Origin of the sequence: Zhongshania marina, from assembly GCF_002915595.1 — a bacterium.
Classification (GTDB): domain Bacteria; phylum Pseudomonadota; class Gammaproteobacteria; order Pseudomonadales; family Spongiibacteraceae; genus Spongiibacter; species Spongiibacter marinus_B.
Window position 1 is genome coordinate 15,491 of the sequence record NZ_PQGG01000028.1, and the last position, 18,239, is coordinate 33,729.

20 protein-coding genes are annotated in these 18,239 nt (G+C 49.4%); 12 read left to right on the forward strand and 8 right to left on the reverse strand.

Annotated features, from left to right (window positions below):
- Positions 1-2: 2 nt before the first annotated feature.
- The 5 genes from C0068_RS11250 to C0068_RS11270 all read right to left on the reverse strand — a co-directional run bounded on the left by C0068_RS11250 (position 3) and on the right by C0068_RS11270 (position 3,130).
- Entirely contained in the window at positions 3-761 is a 759-nt protein-coding gene (locus C0068_RS11250; RefSeq protein WP_103684588.1) for a pyridoxine 5'-phosphate synthase, read from the reverse strand.
- A 31-nt stretch (positions 762-792) separates the two neighbouring features.
- A complete protein-coding gene (locus C0068_RS11255; RefSeq protein ID WP_103684589.1) occupies positions 793-1,362 on the reverse strand; it encodes a peptidylprolyl isomerase in 570 nt (189 codons plus the stop codon).
- Positions 1,363-1,364: 2 nt separating this feature from the next.
- A complete protein-coding gene (locus C0068_RS11260) occupies positions 1,365-2,036 on the reverse strand; it encodes a TIGR04211 family SH3 domain-containing protein (RefSeq protein ID WP_158249978.1) in 672 nt (223 codons plus the stop codon).
- 84 nt (positions 2,037-2,120) lie between these two features.
- Positions 2,121-2,420 carry a YciI family protein gene (locus C0068_RS11265; protein ID WP_103684591.1) on the reverse strand — a complete coding sequence of 100 codons (300 nt, stop codon included), beginning with the start codon at positions 2,418-2,420 and terminating at the stop codon, positions 2,121-2,123.
- An 8-nt stretch (positions 2,421-2,428) separates the two neighbouring features.
- Positions 2,429-3,130, reverse strand: a complete 702-nt coding sequence (locus tag C0068_RS11270; protein ID WP_103684592.1) for a VC0807 family protein — start codon at positions 3,128-3,130, stop codon at positions 2,429-2,431.
- A gap of 91 nt (positions 3,131-3,221) precedes the next feature.
- Between C0068_RS11270 and C0068_RS11275 the strand changes: the two genes are divergently transcribed.
- The 5 genes from C0068_RS11275 to rluB all read left to right on the forward strand — a co-directional run bounded on the left by C0068_RS11275 (position 3,222) and on the right by rluB (position 7,243).
- Entirely contained in the window at positions 3,222-4,061 is an 840-nt protein-coding gene (locus C0068_RS11275; RefSeq protein WP_103684593.1) for a PHP domain-containing protein, read from the forward strand.
- Positions 4,062-4,080: 19 nt separating this feature from the next.
- On the forward strand, positions 4,081-4,710 hold the full coding sequence (locus C0068_RS11280) for an L-threonylcarbamoyladenylate synthase (RefSeq protein WP_103684594.1): 630 nt from the start codon (positions 4,081-4,083) through the stop codon (positions 4,708-4,710).
- Between the two features lie 153 nt (positions 4,711-4,863).
- Positions 4,864-5,730, forward strand: coding sequence for a segregation and condensation protein A (locus tag C0068_RS11285; RefSeq protein ID WP_103684595.1), 867 nt, complete (start codon positions 4,864-4,866; stop codon positions 5,728-5,730).
- Entirely contained in the window at positions 5,727-6,452 is a 726-nt protein-coding gene (gene scpB / locus C0068_RS11290; protein WP_233208800.1) for an SMC-Scp complex subunit ScpB, read from the forward strand. The genes C0068_RS11285 and scpB overlap by 4 nt, the downstream gene beginning before the upstream one ends.
- On the forward strand, positions 6,452-7,243 hold the full coding sequence (rluB, locus tag C0068_RS11295) for a 23S rRNA pseudouridine(2605) synthase RluB (RefSeq protein WP_103684596.1): 792 nt from the start codon (positions 6,452-6,454) through the stop codon (positions 7,241-7,243). Before scpB ends, rluB begins: the two co-directional genes overlap by 1 nt.
- Before the next feature lie 84 nt (positions 7,244-7,327).
- Here rluB and rmf read toward each other — a convergent pair whose 3' ends face one another.
- Positions 7,328-7,531, reverse strand: a complete 204-nt coding sequence (rmf, locus tag C0068_RS11300) for a ribosome modulation factor (protein WP_103684597.1) — start codon at positions 7,529-7,531, stop codon at positions 7,328-7,330.
- A 250-nt stretch (positions 7,532-7,781) separates the two neighbouring features.
- On the opposite strand from rmf, the gene rlmKL reads away from it, so the two are divergent.
- A complete protein-coding gene (rlmKL, locus tag C0068_RS11305) occupies positions 7,782-9,959 on the forward strand; it encodes a bifunctional 23S rRNA (guanine(2069)-N(7))-methyltransferase RlmK/23S rRNA (guanine(2445)-N(2))-methyltransferase RlmL (RefSeq protein WP_103684598.1) in 2,178 nt (725 codons plus the stop codon).
- A 66-nt stretch (positions 9,960-10,025) separates the two neighbouring features.
- Here rlmKL and C0068_RS11310 read toward each other — a convergent pair whose 3' ends face one another.
- Together C0068_RS11310 and C0068_RS11315 are read right to left on the reverse strand one after the other, a co-directional pair.
- Entirely contained in the window at positions 10,026-10,232 is a 207-nt protein-coding gene (locus C0068_RS11310; RefSeq protein WP_103684599.1) for a cold-shock protein, read from the reverse strand.
- Positions 10,233-10,432: 200 nt separating this feature from the next.
- Positions 10,433-12,580, reverse strand: a complete 2,148-nt coding sequence (locus C0068_RS11315; RefSeq protein ID WP_103684600.1) for a YgiQ family radical SAM protein — start codon at positions 12,578-12,580, stop codon at positions 10,433-10,435.
- A gap of 173 nt (positions 12,581-12,753) precedes the next feature.
- Between C0068_RS11315 and C0068_RS11320 the strand changes: the two genes are divergently transcribed.
- The 6 genes from C0068_RS11320 to C0068_RS11345 all read left to right on the forward strand — a co-directional run bounded on the left by C0068_RS11320 (position 12,754) and on the right by C0068_RS11345 (position 18,193).
- Positions 12,754-13,239, forward strand: a complete 486-nt coding sequence (locus C0068_RS11320; protein ID WP_103684601.1) for an NfeD family protein — start codon at positions 12,754-12,756, stop codon at positions 13,237-13,239.
- Positions 13,240-13,270: 31 nt separating this feature from the next.
- Positions 13,271-14,116 carry an SPFH domain-containing protein gene (locus C0068_RS11325; RefSeq protein WP_103684602.1) on the forward strand — a complete coding sequence of 282 codons (846 nt, stop codon included), beginning with the start codon at positions 13,271-13,273 and terminating at the stop codon, positions 14,114-14,116.
- A 51-nt stretch (positions 14,117-14,167) separates the two neighbouring features.
- The gene (purU, locus tag C0068_RS11330) at positions 14,168-15,022 is read left to right on the forward strand and encodes a formyltetrahydrofolate deformylase (RefSeq protein WP_103684603.1); all 855 of its coding nucleotides are present in this window, start codon (positions 14,168-14,170) and stop codon (positions 15,020-15,022) included.
- Positions 15,023-15,107: 85 nt separating this feature from the next.
- Positions 15,108-15,815 carry a phosphate regulon transcriptional regulator PhoB gene (gene phoB / locus C0068_RS11335; RefSeq protein ID WP_103684604.1) on the forward strand — a complete coding sequence of 236 codons (708 nt, stop codon included), beginning with the start codon at positions 15,108-15,110 and terminating at the stop codon, positions 15,813-15,815.
- 13 nt (positions 15,816-15,828) lie between these two features.
- A complete protein-coding gene (gene phoR / locus C0068_RS11340; protein ID WP_103684605.1) occupies positions 15,829-17,130 on the forward strand; it encodes a phosphate regulon sensor histidine kinase PhoR in 1,302 nt (433 codons plus the stop codon).
- Positions 17,131-17,224: 94 nt separating this feature from the next.
- Entirely contained in the window at positions 17,225-18,193 is a 969-nt protein-coding gene (locus C0068_RS11345; protein WP_199176160.1) for a PstS family phosphate ABC transporter substrate-binding protein, read from the forward strand.
- Positions 18,194-18,239: the final 46 nt, after the last annotated feature.

Sequence of the window (18,239 nt, forward strand, 5' to 3'; positions counted from 1 at the left end):
CGTTAGCGTAGGCAGCTTAAATAAGATTTTATGCAGTTATCTAAGCCCATCTCAATTGCGTCGACGGTAAAGGCGTGACCGATAGAGACTTCAAGCAAGTTGTGAACACTATTTTTAAATAAAAATAAATTGTGCAGATTTAAATCGTGTCCTGCGTTTAGGCCAAGGCCGACTTCGGCGGCTGTCTCGCTTGCTTTAACGAAAGCGTTCAAGACCTCATCCTGTTGCTGTGATCCAAAGCTGTCTGCGTATGGACCGGTGTAGAGTTCGATTCGGTCAGCGCCAACTTCTTTTGCTAGCCGTATCTGGGTGGGATCTGGGTCCATGAATAAGCTTACGCGAACACCTAAGCTTTTAAGCTCTGCGATGATTGGCGCTAGGCGTTCACCGTCTTGCTGCAAGTTAAAGCCGTGGTCGGAGGTGAGTTGGCTATTGGTGTCGGGGACGAGGGTGCATTGGGCGGGCTTTGTTTGGCGAATAATCTCCATAAAGCCAGGGTAGTCACTGACACCGCGCCGATCGCTTTTCGCCGGTGCGGCAAAGGGATTTCCTTCAATATTAAATTCTACCTCTAGCATACTTGCTAGTTCGTAGCAGTCGTCTGCGCGGATATGGCGTTGGTCGGGTCTTGGGTGAACTGTAATGCCGTGGGCGCCGGCAGCTATACAGCGGGCGGCGTGCAGCGCAACGCTGGGGTATTCGGTATCTCGTGAATTGCGAATTAAAGCAATTTTATTCAGATTGATACTTAGCGCAGTCAAAATGACCCCTCGCGCTTGCGCGCATGTTCTCTTACTTGAGTGTGGTGCTAATAATCAGAATAGGTTCGACGGGGACATCTTTCATGCCGCCAGTGCTATGAGTCTCGCTGATGGCGATGTCGCGGACAACATTTTGGCCGTCAATAACTTTGCCGAATACAGCGTAGCCGTCTCGGCCCATGCGGGAGTCTAAATCAAGATTCATGCGCATATTAATAAAAAATTGTGAGCGGGCACTATTTGGGTCGTCGGTGCGGGCCATTGCCACCGTCCAGCGGTCGTTTCGCAGTCCGCTGCTTTTCGACTCATTAATAATACTTTCGCCATTAGGCTTTTCGCTAAGGTCGGGAGTAAAGCCACCGCCTTGCACTGCGAAGCGACGAATAACGCGATGGAAGATCGTGCCGTTATAAAACCCGCTTTTTACATAGCCTAAAAAATTTTCGACAGTGATAGGCGCTTTGTCAGGGAGAAGTTCAATGGTGATGTCTCCCTTGGAAGTTTCTAGCACTACGATGGGGTTGCCAACCCCTTCGGCGCTGAGCGCCTGCGTTGATAGCGCGCTGCAAACCACAAAGACAAGTGCCGATAATAATCGCATGATTAACCCCAGTCTGAGCGTCGTTTAGGCATCATACGGGGTACGATCAGCGCGACCATAACGCCAATCAATACCGCAAATGCGCCATTCAAAAAGAATTCATTCTCTTTGTTTTCGCGCAAACGAGCATTGTCGGTTTTTAATACATCGACTTCGCTGCTGAGCATTTGGTTTGATTCGAGCAGGCGGCGGTTATCGTCGTCTAATTTGATGCTATTGGCTGAAATGCGCTTAATTTCCTCTAGCTCTTCCGCTAGGGATTTGTTTTCTAATTTAAGCTCTTCTACAACGCTATTGGTTTCTTGGCTATTTTGTGTGGTGTTTTCTAGTTGGGCGCGTAATTCTTTGCTAGCAGTGGTGAGTTCTTCAATGCGCTTTTTGCTTGCTTCTAACTGGCTTCTGGCTGCAGGTGATGATGTGAGGTAGTGGCTCGGCAGCCAACCCTCTACACCTTTACTGGTGCGCACCTGCGAGTAACCGCTGTCTTCGTTGCTGCTTATCAGCTCCAGTTGTTCGCCACTGGGAAGGCCGCGGTGAATAATTCGATACTTTGATCCGTCGCCAACGCGCAGCGGCACGTAAATTTTGTCACTGATATAACGGGTTTCGGCGATAGACGCGCTTGCCAGGCTAAATAAGACGACAGATACGCCGAATATAATTGATTTTTTCACTGGATTTTCCACGTTAATAAACTGCGCTAAATATTTAACAATCAAGGATAAAGCACTTGTCAAACTAGTTCAATTTCCACTTTGTTACGGCAGCACTTTTTTGTAAGGTTTGACGGTCACCTTCGCGTAAACACCGGCTTCAATATAGGGATCTGAATCCGCCCATTGTTGGGCGTCTTGCAGGGACGGAAACTCGGCAATGATCAGGCTGCCGGTAAAACCAGCTTCGCCCGGATCTTCGCTGTCTATGGCGGGGTGTGGCCCAGCCAGAATGAGGCGACCTTGGGTTTTTAGCTCTTCTAGGCGGGCTAGGTGGGCTGCGCGAGCCCCTAAGCGCTTGCTGAGGCTGTCTGCAACGTCTTCACTGATTACGGCATATAACATAGTAATTCCTAACGAACTCTAAAAATGTCTTCAAAATTAAGGGCGGTTAATTTTTCAATCTGTTTCACTAGGTAAAACAAGGCACCTAGCATGACGATCGTGCAGGGTAGCGCAATGACGGGAAAGCTTAACCCCGTCATTTTCCCTAGCTCTGCACTGTATTCTGGGGTGCCCGGCGGGCTGGTTAGCAAAATCTTGGCTAATGCATAATTGAGTGTGGCGGACAGGAAAAACGAAAACGCGACCAAGTAGGTCGCATTGCGTAACGCCGCGTCGAACAGGGTCGTGTTCCCTTGTTGGTCTAGGGCGTGGTTTATTTTGTCGGTGTAGATCACCTCGTCATTAAACAAAAATGTTTTGATTAATGGGTAAGGTGTATACAGTGACACAAGGGTCGCAATGCCGATAATGGCGGGAATGCTGGCTTCTTTGATGGCGATATACTCCGCATCAAGCTCAAGCAAGCTAATGCCGCCAGTCAGTAGCACGCTAATAAAGCCGAGAATTGCGAAGGCATTGGCGCGTCGTGTTTTTACAAAGTCATAAAGTCCAAAACCTAATGGGAAGGCAAGGGCAATCACGATACTATAGCGGGGCCCTAAGTATGCATCACCGCTAAGTTTGGTCAGTATTAGGGTTGGGATAATGATGTTGAATAGTAAATTGACGACGATACTGTGTCGTTGAGGTGTATTTGCCTGCTCCGGCATGGTGTTTCCTGTCGGTAAAGGGTGGAATGACGGTGATCCGCCCACTATACCCATTTTAATTTTTTACCACTAGCCTCGGAGGGGATTTGGCGTGATTGTCGACTTACATACCCACACCACAGCCTCAGATGGTGGGCTAAGCCCGCAGGAGCTGGTGTCGCGCGCCCAGCAGTGTGGGGTGCAATTGCTGGCAGTGACCGATCACGACACGGTCGATGGTTTTCGGGCCCTTGCTGACATTGATAAGGGTGAACTAGAGATTATCGCCGGCATTGAGCTCTCCTGTACTTGGTCTGGGGTAAATATCCACGTGCTAGGTTTGGGGATCGACGTTAGTTGCCCGCGTTTGCAATTGGAATTGGCGGATCAGCGCAATGCGCGCGGAGAGCGGGCGCGCATCATTGCTGAAAGATTAGAAAAATTAGGTTTTGAAGGCTGCTATGAAGGCGCCGCGAATTTAGCCGAAGGTCGCGCCATAGGTCGTCCAGATTTCGCTCGCTATTTGCTTGGCGCAGGATACGTGGATTCAATGGCCGCTGCCTTTGATAAGTATTTGGGTGCGGGAAAGGTGGGTGATGTTAAGGCAATGTGGCCTTCTCTCGAGAGTGTGGTGGCATGGATAAAATCTGCTGGTGGCGTCGCTGTCATGGCGCATCCCCTGCATTACAAATTAACGAACGCCAAGTTGCGGCGCATGCTGGCCGAGTTTAAAGAGGTTGGCGGTGAAGGGATTGAGGTTTGCAATGGCAGGCCATCCGCGTCTGACCTTAATTATTTAAAGCAGCTATGTAAGGATTTTGAGTTTGAAGCCTCAGCTGGGAGCGATTTTCATCAGCCGAGCAACTGGCTAGAGTTGGGTTGTGACGCTAAAGTGATAGAACCCTGTCAGCCGGTTTGGGCGCGTTGGCAGCGCACAGAGTTACCTGCATAGCTTAATTGGAGAAGTTTCATTGAGTCAGTTTTTTCAAATACATCCAGATAATCCCCAGCCCCGCCTGATTAAGCAAGCTGCGGATATTATACGCGCTGGTGGGGTAGTTGCGTTCCCGACGGATTCTGCCTACGCCCTCGGTTGCCATTTGGGTGATAAGTCGGCCCTTGAGCGGGTGCGAATGATACGGCGGCTCGATGAAAAGCATAATTTCACCTTAATGTGCAGTGACCTGTCTGAGCTTGGCACCTATGCGAAAGTGGATAACAGTGCATTTCGATTGCTCAAGGCTCATATTCCAGGGCCTTACACATTTATTTTGCGTGCAACACCGGAGGTGCCTAAGCGTTTGCTGCACCCTAAGCGCAAGAGTGTCGGTCTGCGAGTGCCGGCGAATCAGATCTGTTTAGATCTGATGGCTGAGCTAGGTGAGCCCCTGATGAGCGTGAGTTTAATCCTTCCGGGTGAAGACCTGCCCATGACCGATCCCTACGATATTCGTGACAGTATTGGGAATTTAGTAGACCTCGTGATTGACGGAGGCTATTGCGGAATGGAAGCGACGTCGATTGTCGATTTAGTGGACGATGTGCCTGTTGTAATTCGTCGCGGCTTGGGCGATGTCAGTCAATTTGAGGATTCGCTGTGACCGGCGCCAAGATCAACGTATAATCGCGCCCTTGGTAGATGATATCGTGAGATCTCAGTAATAGTGCAAGACGAAACTTCAGAAAAGCCTATCGCAGAACAGACTGGGGCAGCGTCTATCCCTGAGTCGGGGGAGCTGGCTTCGTCCGACGGAATGAGCGGCCGCCTAGAGCCGGTGCCTGAGGGCACCCTAGAAGCCATAGAGATCGTAAGTCTAAAGGCGATTCGGCAGCAGCCACAGCAGGGTGAAATGCCCTTTGCGGTGGTTCAGGGCAAACCGCTCACAGAAATTCCCAAAGACTTGTATATACCGCCAGAGGCCCTCGAGGTATTCCTTGAGGCGTTTGAAGGTCCTCTCGACCTGCTGTTGTACCTTATCAAGCGCCAAAACTTAGATATTCTTGAGATCAACGTCGCCCAGATCACTGAGCAGTATATGCAATATGTGAATATGATGAGCGCCATGCAGTTTGAACTCGCGTCGGAATATCTATTAATGGCGGCTATGCTGGCGGAGATTAAGTCGCGGATGTTGTTGCCGCGCTCGGCAGATGTGCTTGATGACGAAGAGGATCCGCGTGCCCAGCTCATACGTCGTTTGCAGGAGTACGAGCGGTTTAAGCAAGCGGCTGAGAATATAGACCAGTTGCCACGTATGGGACGCGATAATTACGCGGTGCTTATCGAGCCGCCACCACTGACAAAGTTGCGCGCCGAGCCCGATGTGGATTTAAAAGAATTACTTTTGGTGCTTGGCGAGGTATTGCGCCGCGCCGATCTATTCGAAAGCCATCAAATTCAGCGCGAAAAACTTTCAACCCGTGAGCGTATGTCGCAGGTATTGGCTGTATTGCGCTCAGATACCTTTGTGCCTTTTGTCACCTTGTTTAAAGTTGAGGAAGGACGCTTGGGCGTTGTAGTGACCTTTTTGGCGATTATGGAGTTGATCAAAGAGTCATTGGTCGAGATTGTACAATCAGAGGCCTTCGCGCCAATTCACGTAAAAGCGAAAGTTATATGATGCCGGATTTACAGCAATTAAAACGGATTATTGAAGCGGTCTTAATGGCGGTAGGGCGGCCCTTGTCACTGCAGCACATTGCGGAATTGTTTGACGCGGAAGAGCGGCCGACGACGGGCGATATTCAGGATGCCTTAAACGCTATTGGCCAAGACTGCGAAGGCCGAGGTTATGAGCTAAAGGTCGTTGCCAGCGGCTATCGTTTGCAGGTGTCTGAAGACTTGGCACCGTGGGTTGGACGTTTATGGGAAGAGAAGCCGCAGCGCTATTCCCGAGCGATGTTAGAAACCTTGGCGCTGATTGCCTATCGCCAGCCTATTACCCGCGGTGATATTGAAGATATTCGCGGTGTCGCGGTTAGCTCGCAAATTATTAAAACCATGCTTGAGCGTGAGTGGGTTCGGGTGGTGGGCCATAAAGACGTACCAGGCCGGCCTGCTATGTACGCGACCACACGCAAGTTTTTAGATTATTTTAATTTACGTAATTTAGATGAATTGCCGAGTTTGGCAGAAATCACCGACCTAGACACCCTAAATGGCGAGCTAGAGCTACACACCGGTGAATTTGCCGCCGACGATAGCAAGAGCGAAGCAGATCAAGCAGATGTAGACCCCGATGCGGCAGTCGCAACTGAAGCTGAAGCAGATACTGACACAGAAATCGAATCAAATGGCGGCGACGTCTACGATCAAGACTACCCACCCGAGACCAACTTTTAATGATACAAACCGACGAAAAATTGCAAAAAGTACTGGCTCGCGCAGGCTTGGGTTCTCGTAGAGAAATGGAAAAAGTGATCAGCGATGGCCGCGTACTTGTTGATGGCAAAGTGGCGACGCTGGGTGATCGTGTAACGAGTGCGGTAAAAATACAGGTTGATGGAAAACCCCTGCGACTGGATACCGCCGCAGCAAAACCCCGCATCTTGCTATATAACAAGCCCGAAGGCGAAATCTGTAGCCGTAAAGACCCAGAGGGACGTCGCTCGGTATTCGATCGCTTGCCGCGCTTGCAGGGTGAGCGTTGGATTTCGGTTGGGCGCTTAGATTTTAATACCACCGGTTTACTGCTGTTCACCACCGACGGTGATCTCGCCAATAAATTGATGCACCCATCTACTACCATTGAACGCGAATATTTGTGCCGCGTTATGGGCAATGCCACCGAAGATACCTTAAAGCGCCTCAAAGAAGGTGTGCAACTTGAGGACGGCGTAGCGCGATTTACCGATATTGTAGATGGCGGCGGCGAAGGCATTAATCACTGGTATTACGTGGTTATTATGGAAGGGCGTAATCGCGAAGTTCGGCGTTTGTGGGAGTCCCAAGAGCTACAAGTTAATCGCCTGAAGCGCGTACGCTACGGTAGTGTCTTTATTCCCTCTAAAGTAAAAGTGGGGCAGTGGACGGAGCTGGATGATAAAGACATCGCCAGTGTCTACGGTATGGCAGAGTTACCCGTGCCTGTAACAGAGGCGCCAGCGGGTGGCCGAGGTCGCAGAACGCGTTAGTGGGTTGATGAAGCAGAGAGTATCGCCAGAATGAAAAAAGGCCCCAAGGGCCTTTTGTCGCTAGTGTAGGGTATGATTACTTGGTCAATGAAACGCCTGTTTTTGAAGAGCAGTGGCGGTATCTATACCATCCCAGTGATCGGTGCGTCCTTCTCGCCAGCCTGACATCCACTCCTGCTTAAGTTGCTCTTGATTATGGGGACAATTGTCTTTTTGCTTACCGGAAATGCCGGCTTGATAACCACGTTGAAATGCTCTTTCTGTCATGTCGCGTTTCTGTCTTCTCATAGGGCATTAGCCTCCACGTATTTAGTCAACATGTCGCTACGGTATCGCTTGGTCGCGCAACAACCGATTTTCTGTCACCATCGCGATGCGTCGTACCGCGACAGGATCTTCATGTAATCAAACTTTCATATACTTCGTCGAAGATCTATTGCTTCTAAGCATGCCGCGCTTTAGAAGCAAGCTGTCTAAGCACATAACTGATTGTTAACTATATTAAAATTTTTCCGTACTAATACTCGATAGAGGATTTATGAGTCAAACCTACCCTTATATTGCCACATGCCCAAAGGGCTTAGAGCAGCTTTTGGCTTCTGAACTCGCTGCTTTGGGTGCCGAGGTGGGGCGTGAGAGCGTTGGGTCTATCAGTTTTGTTGCGAATGTTGCCACCGCGTATCGAATTTGCTTGTGGTCGCGTTTGGCAAACCGGGTATTGTTGGTGCTTACCGAATACCGTGGTGAAAATGCTGAGGCCTTGTATGAGGGTATTAAAGCCCTTGATTGGAGTACGCATTTAAGTGCAACGAGTAAAATTACGATTGATTTTAATGGCCAATCTGGAGATATCCGCAACACTCATTTTGGCGCTTTAAAAAGCAAAGATGCTGTTGTCGACTATTTTCTTGCCAAAGGCTCACAGCGGCCAAGCATAGATAAAGACAATCCAGACGTGCGTATCAATGTGCGTCTTCGCAAAGGCTATATTACCGTCGCGGTCGATTTATCTGGTGAGAGCCTTCATCGGCGCGCTTATCGCAGCAGTGGCGCGATGGCGCCACTGAAGGAAAATTTAGCGGCGGCGTTATTGCAGCGCGCGGACTGGCCCGGGATGGCGAGTCGCGGCGGTGGCCTTATTGACCCCATGTGCGGTTCGGGAACCTTGCTGATTGAAGCCGCCATGATGGCAATGCAAATAGCGCCAGGCTTACTCCGTAATCGCTGGGGCTTTTTGGGGTGGCGAGGCCATGATCAAGCAGCTTGGGATAGCCTCATTGAGGAGGCGCAGTCTATGCGTGCTAAGTCGATGGCACGAGATTGGCCGGAAATTCGCGGTTATGACGCCAATGGCAAAGTGGTCGCGCAGGCGGAAGAAAATATTGAAAACGCAGGCCTTGGGCGCTTTGTAAAAGTGTCGCGTCGTGAGCTGGCGCAATTGGCAATGCCAACGCATAGAACGCTACGGGAAGGCTTGTTAATTACCAATCCGCCCTATGGCGAGCGCTTGGGTGAGCAGGCGGAGTTATTGCATTTATATCGACATCTTGGCCAGGCGATGAAGGCGCATTTTGTGGGTTGGCAGGGCGCTATTTTTACCGGCAATGCTGATCTTGGTAAACGCATGGGGGTGCGGAGTTATAAGCAGTATCAATTAATGAACGGCACCATTCCCGCAAAGCTTTTACTGTTTAATATTAATGAAGATGCTTTTGTGGTTGATCGCGAAGCAGCGGTAGATAAGAGTAAAGGCGCGGTGTCTGATGCGCCTTTAACCGCAGGTGGGCAGATGTTCGCCAACCGTCTGCGTAAAAATATTAAGCGCTTAAGTAAGTGGAAAAATAAAAACGACATTGAATGCTATCGTGTCTATGACGCAGATATGCCAGAGTATTCTGTTGCCGTCGATTGCTATGGCAGCGCGGTGCATATTGCGGAATATATCGCGCCGGCGACAATCTCAGAAGAAGATGCTGAACGCAGATTGCGAGAGGTGATAGAAGCGGTTAGCCAAGTATTTTCGGTTTCCGCTGGCAATATTGCGATTAAGGAGCGTCGCCGCCAACGCGGTAAAGATCAGTATCAACGGCAGGCGCCGCGTAACTCTTTTATGGAGTTACACGAAGGGCAGGCCAAAGTCTTGGTTAATTTGTATGATTATCTTGATACCGGATTATTCTTAGATCACCGTCCAGTGCGCTTAGATATTGCCGCGCGGGCGAGGGGCAAGCGCTTTCTAAATTTGTTTAGTTATACCGGCGTTGCATCGGTGCAGGCCGGCGTTGGCGGTGCACGCTTTACGACCTCGGTGGATATGTCTAAGACCTATTTGCAGTGGGCGCGCCGGAATTTATCATTGAACGGACTCAGTGAATCTAGGCATAGAACTGAGCATGCAGATTGTCGTAAATGGCTAAAAGAATGCGAAGACCAATACGACCTTATTTTATTGGACCCGCCGACATTTTCGAATTCAAAACGGATGGACGACGTGCTGGATACCCAGCGCGATCACGCCGAACTCATTAATGATGCTATGCGCTGTTTGGCGCCTGATGGCGTATTAATTTTCTCTACCAATAAGCGTGACTTTGTTTTGGATAGCGGTGTGCTGGAAAACTACAAGGTTGAAGATAAAACCCGTTGGTCGCTAGATGAAGATTTTTCTCGCGGTGGCAAGCCAATCCATTATTGCTGGTATCTTGACCATAAATAGAAACTTGCGGGGGAGTCTTGCTGGAGGGAAAAAGCGGCGGCCACAGAGTCGGTCGCCGCTAGAAAATCATAGTACTGTAACGTTGGCGGCTTGTGGGCCTTTTTGACCAGTTGTTACGTCAAACTCAACGGCTTGGCCTTCGGCCAGCGTTTTAAAACCAGAACCGCCAATGGCGCTGAAGTGAACAAAAACGTCTGGGCCAGAGTCTTGCTCAATAAAACCAAAGCCTTTAGTTTCGTTAAACCATTTTACTTTTCCAGTGCTTCTGGACATGTCTTGTACCTCGTTGCGTGGTTGCCTTTTTTTGTGCTTGAGCTGAGATAGGCAGGGACTTATGAAACAGAACGAGGTACTAAAATCGACTTCGTGGTGCTATATACATAAAACCAAGCTGCATCCGTAGCCAGCAAAACCATTATATACATACTCGCAAGCACGATAGGAAGACTTTTGCACCTTAAAAAATGAATTTTTTATTTCGTTTTACGCGGCGGTAATCCGGTGTGCTGAGTGAGGATTCGCCTACCTTTGCCTTGTTTCGGCGTCCAATTGGCCGGTTGGCGTGGTGGCACTAAGTGCTTTTTGCCATAACCAATCAAGTCTTTACGACCCATGCTGAGCAGAGAGTCTCTTATTGCTGGCCATCCCTCGGGGTCGTGATAACGCAAATACGCTTTGTGCAAGCGTCTTTGTTTTAAACCTTTGGCGCTAATAACATCTTCGCTGGTTCTGGAAACCTTCTTGAGGGGGTTTTTCCCTGAATAATACATGGCGGTGGCGTTGGCCATCGGTGAGGGATAAAAGGCTTGTACTTGATCGGCGCGGAAACCATTGCCCTTTAGCCACATCGCCAGATTCATCATGTCTTTGTCGCTGGTGCCAGGGTGCGCGGCAATAAAATACGGGATTAAATATTGCTCTTTACCCGCCAGCTTTGAGTACTTGTCGAACATTGCTTTGAACTTGTCATAGCTGCCCATGCCCGGCTTCATCATTTTTGAGAGCGGGCCGTCTTCTGAGTGTTCCGGCGCTATTTTTAAGTAGCCACCAACGTGGTGTGTCACCAGCTCTTTGACATACTCAGGGGTTTCTATCGCAAGGTCGTAGCGCAAACCCGAGGCGATAAGGACTTTCTTGACGCCGTTTAAGGAGCGCACGTCGCGATATAAATCAATGAGCGGAGTTTGATCGGTGTTGAGGCTTTTACAAATACCTGGATAAACACAGGACAGTCTGCGGCAGCGCTGCTCGATCTCGGTGCTCTTGCAATTTAATCGCCACATATTGGCGGTTGGGCCGCCAAGGTCGGAGATGACGCCGGTGAACTCAGGGGTTTTATCACGGATGTTTTCAACTTCTTTCACAATGGATTCATGTGAACGACTTTGAATAATTCTGCCTTCGTGTTCGGTAATTGAGCAAAAGCTGCAACCGCCGAAGCAGCCGCGCATGATATTCACAGAGAAGCGAATCATGTCGTAGGCGGGGATTTTGGCCTTGCCGTAAATCGGGTGAGGTTTGCGCTGATAAGGCAGCTCAAATACCCAGTCTAGTTCTTCGGTACTTAGTGGAATGGGTGGTGGATTTAGCCACACCTCTTGATCGCCGTGGCGCTGAACTAGTGCTCGGGCATTACCGGGATTTGTTTCTAGGTGAAGAACTCGTGCCGCGTGGGCATAGTTTACGGGGTCGTTTTTAACAACCTCGTAATCAGGTAGGCGTATAACTGTTTTGGCTGCGTCGGTGCCGGTTTTACGGGCTTGTAATGGGTCGATAATTCTAACGGTTTGAATATCGTCTGCGGGCTTTAGCGCCGCTTCATCCTCATTCTTTTTGCAGCTTTCCGTTGCGCTGGTGTCCACATAGGGGCTGGTAATGGGGTCAACCTTGCCTATTTGATCAACACTGGCGGAGTCGATCACCGTCCAGCCGGCAGGGATATCTCTGCGTACATAGGCGGTGCCGCGCAAGTCAGTAATCGTGTCGATTTTGTCACCGCGACCCAGTCGGTGAGCTACGTCGATGATCGCCCGTTCGGCATTGCCGTAAAGCAATAAATCTGCGCGTGAATCGAGCAGCACTGAGCGACGAACTTTGTCGCTCCAGTAGTCGTAGTGTGCAATCCGGCGCAGACTGGCTTCGATAGAGCCGATAATAATAGGCGTGTCTTTATACGCTTCGCGGCAGCGCTGGGAATATACTATCACGGCGCGATCTGGGCGCTTGCCACCTTCGTTGTCGGGTGAGTAGGCGTCGTCGTGTCTCAGCCGTCGGTCTGCGGTATAGCGGTTAATCATGGAGTCCATATTGCCGGACGCAACACCAAAAAATAGATTGGGTTGCCCAAGCTTTTTGAAGGGCTCTGCAGACTGCCAATCGGGCTGTGCGATTATCCCCACTCGAAAGCCTTGGGCTTCTAATACGCGGCCAATAACCGCCATGCCAAAACTGGGGTGATCTACGTAGGCGTCACCGGTCACAATGATGATGTCACAGCTGTCCCAGCCAAGCGCATCCATCTCTTCACGAGAGGTTGGGAGGTAGCTGGCAGTGCCGAAACATTCGGCCCAGTAGGGGCGATGACTAAATATGGCCTTGGGTGTTTGCATAACTGATGACATGGGGCTGACGCAGAATTCTGAATGAGCGAGCATTATACGTGATAATGTGGCTTCTTGCTGGTCAGAAAGGACTTCTATGAAAATATAAAATCTTCTAGTAAGTGCTTGAATATTTTGATAAATAATTAGTAAATAGATGTCTTGTCGGCGGGCATTTTGTAAAGGGGCTCAAAATGGAGTGGTTAAACACCAATATAGCGTACTGGCACTGGATGGTTTTTGGCATGTTGCTGGTCGCTAGTGAGATTTTTATCCCCAGTTTTGTGATGATCTGGTTTGGTGCCAGCGGCATTGCAGTGGGCTTGATTTTGGCTGCAATTGATATGTCGTTTAGTGTGCAGTTACTGATATGGCTGATTATGTCGGTGATTGATTTGGCCATATGGTTTAAGTTTGTACACCCTAAAATGAAGAACAAAACCTTGTCTGGTATGTCCCGCGAGCAGGTTGTTGGGCAAGAGGCGATGGTGATCAAATTAGGATCGGAATTCGGTCACGGAACCTTGCGGTTTTCAATACCGGTTTTGGGAAGCGACGAATGGGAGTTTATCTGCCGCGATCCAGTCTCGGTTGGTGACCGCGTTGCGGTTGAAGACGTTTCAGGAAATTCGCTCATCGTAAAGCACGCTAATGGGGCGGGCGCACTGACCAGTAATTAGCTTTTAAAATAGCTCACAAAGGAGATAGGCGATGGATGGCTTGGCAGTAGTAGCAGCATTAGCGATATTAGTTGTGGTGACCTTGGCGAAAGGCGTTCGCACCGTCCCGCAGGGTTACAAGCATATTGTGCAGCGTTTGGGAAAATACCACGTTACCTTAAACCCAGGTTTAAATTTTATTATTCCTTATATTGATAGTGTTGCTTACAAACTCACCACTAAAGATATTGTGCTTGATATTCCCTCGCAGGAAGTAATCACAGAAGACAACGCCGTCATCATTGCTAATGCGGTTGCCTACATCAATATTGTGTCGCCAGAGAAGGCTGTGTACGGGGTCGAGAACTATACCTTTGCCATTCAAAACTTGGTGCAAACTGCGCTGCGCTCTATTGTTGGTGAAATGGCCTTAGACTCCGCGCTGTCGTCGCGGGATCAAATAAAAGCCAAGCTGAAGGCGGCCATTTCAGATGATATTGCTGATTGGGGTATCACGCTTAAAACGGTAGAAATTCAAGACATTAATCCTTCCATGACCATGCAACAGGCGATGGAAGAGCAGGCGGCTGCAGAGCGTCAGCGTCGCGCAGCGGTCACCAAGGCTGAGGGTGAAAAACAGGCGGCTATCCTCGAAGCGGATGGTCGTTTAGAGGCCTCGCGCCGCGATGCGCAGGCGCAGGTAGTGCTTGCAAAGGCGAGTGGTGCGGCCATCACCTTGGTGTCAGAGGCGGTGGGGGATCAAGATCTGCCGGTGCTATATCTCCTTGGTGAAAAATACGCGGATGCCTTGGTTAAACTGTCTACCTCGGGCAATGCCAAAACGGTGGTTTTACCGGCGGACTTGCCGCAGGCACTGCGTGGAATTTTAAATAAGTGATGGTGCTGGCCTGTGCCCGCATCTTGAAGATTGTAAGGTAAAAGAGAGTTCATGGATCATACATATCGTTTGGTAATCAGTTGTCCCGATCGGGTGGGTATTGTTGCGCGGGTTAGTCAGTTTGTCGCCGATCAAGGCGGCTGGCTGACAGAGGCCAATTATCATGCAGACGCAGAAAATAATTGGTTTTTTATGCGCAATGAAATTCGAGCTGACTCCCTGCGTATGGGGGCGGAGGCCTGCCGAGCGGCGTTTGCGCCAATTGCAGAAGAATATGGCATGCAGTGGGAATTGGTTGATTCATCGGTCAAGCGCAAGGTCGTGATTCTTGCCAGCCATGCCTCACATTGTATTGCCGATATTTTACATCGCTGGCATAGCGGAGAGCTCGATTGTGACATTCCCTGTGTTATCTCTAATCACGAAAATTTGCGTAGCATGGTCGAGTGGCATGGTATTCCCTTTGAATACGTCGCAATAGACCCTGCAAACAAGGCACCTGCGCATGCGCGTATCATGGAACTGACGGGTGAATATCAGGCAGATTGCGTGGTCTTAGCACGCTATATGCAAATTATTCAGCCTGAGTTTTGCCGCGCGTATACGGGCAGGATGATAAATATTCATCACAGTTTCTTACCTTCATTCATCGGCGCAAATCCTTATCAAAAGGCTTTTGATCGCGGTGTAAAACTGATCGGCGCGACCAGCCATTATGTGACGGAACAGCTTGATGAAGGCCCAATTATCGAACAGGATGTCATCAGAGTGTCACATCGGCATAGCAAAGACGATTTAGTGCGTCTGGGTAAAGACGTTGAAAAAGCGGTACTGGCGCGGGCCCTGCGGAATCACTTAGAGGACCGTGTTCTGGTTCTCGGAAACAAGACGGTAGTGTTTGATTAAGTTACAAAAATTTGTTTTGTCATAAAATTGTCACCAAATGTCGTTTTAATGCTGCTTACGAAACTTGTTTAAAAAGGGTAGAGGGATGACTGCAACGACCATACTGATTGTCGACGACGAGGCCGCAATACGGGAAATGATCCGTGTTGGTTTGGAGCTTGCCGGCTACGAGTGTCTGGAGGCGAGTAATGCACAAGATGCTCACGGTATTATCGTGGATCAGCGCCCAGATCTCGTGTTACTAGATTGGATGATGCCCGTCACCAGCGGCATAGAATTATTACGCCGCCTGCGCAGAGATGAAGTTACCCGTGATCTGCTCGTTATCATGCTCACCGCAAAAGACGATGAAGACAACCGCGTTCAAGGTTTAGACGTTGGTGCAGACGACTACATCACCAAACCTTTTTCGTCGCGTGAATTAATGGCCCGCATCAAAGCCATCATGCGCCGCTCTACGAATCGTGAGCAAGAGGAAAGCATCGAGGTTGGCGGTTTGAAATTAGACCCCGCTAGCCACCGAGTATTTGTCGACACCCAGCCGCTGGAAATGGGGCCGACGGAGTTTAAATTACTTAAGTTTTTCATGACCCACCAAGAGCGGGCCTACAGCCGTGGTCAGTTACTAGATCAGGTTTGGGGCAGCAATGTCTATGTTGAAGAACGCACCGTAGACGTGCACATCCGCCGCCTTCGCAAAGCCCTGCAAACCGATCAGCGCGACTGTGGTTTGCTTATTCAAACTGTTCGCGGAACAGGTTACCGATTTTCCACTACAGGTGTTTGTGCCTAGCGCACAATAATTAATGCGCTATTACAGCTGGAAAACGGAATTATTGCGTATCAGCTTGCCGATTACCTTGGTAGCTGGCGCTTGCGCGATTTTTGATTTGGGAATTTGGCCTTTATTTGCAGCGTCACTATTGGCATGTGCATGGTTGTTAAGAAACCTGCAGCGACTGTCAGACTGGTTATACAGTGGTGTAGATAATGAGCCGCCAGAGGCGATTGGTATGTGGGGGCAGGTTTTTGATGTCATTTATGACATGCAGCGTGATGCAACGCAGAATACAAATAAATTACAGGCGATGATCGACTATCTTCACTCCTCATTTGCCTCAATGTCAGATGCGGTAGTGATGCTAGATCCGCTCGGAAATATAGAATGGTGTAATGCCTCTGCTAACGATTTATTGGGTTTGCGAGAAGGTGATGACACGGGGCGGCAACTGATTAATCTTATTCGCAGCCCCGCATTTTTACGCTATTTTGATGCTGAGAAATACCAGGCACCTTTGGAGATGCCATCGCCAGTAAATAGCAACCTAAGCTTGAGTATAAGCGTGAGCTTTTTTGGGCAGCGCAATCGCTTGCTGTTTGCCCGCGACGTAACAAGAACCCATCGCCTAGAGAAAATGCGCAAGGATTTTGTGGCAAATGTGTCCCATGAGTTGCGTACGCCCTTGACGGTGATAAATGGGTACCTAGAAACCTTTTCTGAACATGGCGGCGAAAATCCACGTTGGGATCGCGCGGTTAGCCAAATGCTGCAGCAGTCGCGGCGCATGCACATGTTGATTCAAGACCTAATGCTATTGTCACGTCTTGAGGCGGTGCCAAAAGGGAGTGACGATACCGTTATTCGCCTGCGGCCACTGATGGAAATGATTCGCGAGGAGTGCGGCTCGGCTGCAAAAGGGACTCGGCGTATTGTTATTGAATGTGACGATAAGATTGCAATAAATGGCAATGCCAATGAATTGCGCAGCGCATTTTCTAATCTCGCTATTAATGCTGCCCGTTACACCGCCGATGATGACACCATTACCCTGCGTTGGTATCGGGATGATGATCACGCCTATTTTGAAGTGGAAGACACCGGCATAGGTATTGAACCTCAATATATCCCCCGTTTAACCGAGCGGTTTTACCGTGTAGATCAAAGCCGTTCCCTCGATACCGGTGGCACGGGCCTTGGTTTGGCCATTGTTAAACACGTCTTAATTCGTCATCGCGCAGAATTGCGTATTCGAAGCGTGCCGAATAAGGGCAGCGTATTTACCTGTGTATTCCCGCGTTCTGCCGCCGTTGCTGTTACGCCGGCTTAGTCGCGGAATTATTCTTAGCGACTGTCACAAAGTTGTCATAATTGCTCTATAAAGTGGCTGCGTTGATGTTATTAATTGGCTTGGGAGTAGGTTTGTGAACATTAAACACTATGTAGCGGGAACTGTTGTTGCTTTGTCTTCTATGGCTTCGTTTGCAGTAACCGAAGTAGACGCTGGTTTACCGGAGTACGCGAGTGCGTCGGGTGTTTCGGGCAATTTGTCTAGCGTTGGTTCAGATACATTGGCAAACCTGATGACATTGTGGAGCGAAGATTTCAAGCGATATTACCCAAATGTCAATATTCAGATTCAAGCAGCGGGTTCATCTACAGCGCCGCCGGCATTGACTGAAGGCACTTCTAACGTCGGCCCAATGAGCCGCAAAATGAAAGACAAAGAAATAGAAGCTTTTGAAACAAAATACGGCTACAAGCCCACCGCGATTCCGGTAGCCATCGATGCGCTGGCAGTGTTTGTTCATAAAGATAATCCCATTCCTGGTATGACCATCGCTCAGGTAGACGCGGTATTTTCTAGCACCCATAAATGTGGTCATGCTGATAATGCAGAAACCTGGGGTGCCTTAGGTATGGATGGAGCGTGGGCAGCTCGCGATATTCAAATGTTTGGCCGCAATTCAGTGTCGGGCACATATGGCTATTTCAAGGAAGAGGCGCTCTGTAAGGGTGACTTTAAAAACGGTGTGAATGAGCAGCCAGGCTCGGCTTCTGTCGTGCAGTCAGTTTCAACCTCTGTTAACGGTATCGGCTACTCAGGTATTGGTTATAAGACCTCTAGTGTACGCGCGGTTCCGCTGGCGAAGGATGGCAAAAGTGGCTTCGTTGAGGCGACAGCTGAAAATGCCACTGCCGGTACTTATCCGCTATCGCGATTTTTGTATGTTTACGTGAATAAAGCGCCTAACAAGCCCCTGGCGCCGCTAGATCGCGAATTTATTAAGTTAGTTCTTTCCAAGCAAGGCCAAGAGGTTGTGGTAAAAGACGGCTATATTCCACTCCCTGCCAGCGTTGTCGAGAAAATTTATACCAAGCTTGCGCTTTAAGCAGTGCCTTAGTTAATGAGTTAAATGCCGCAGCTGTGATGCGGCA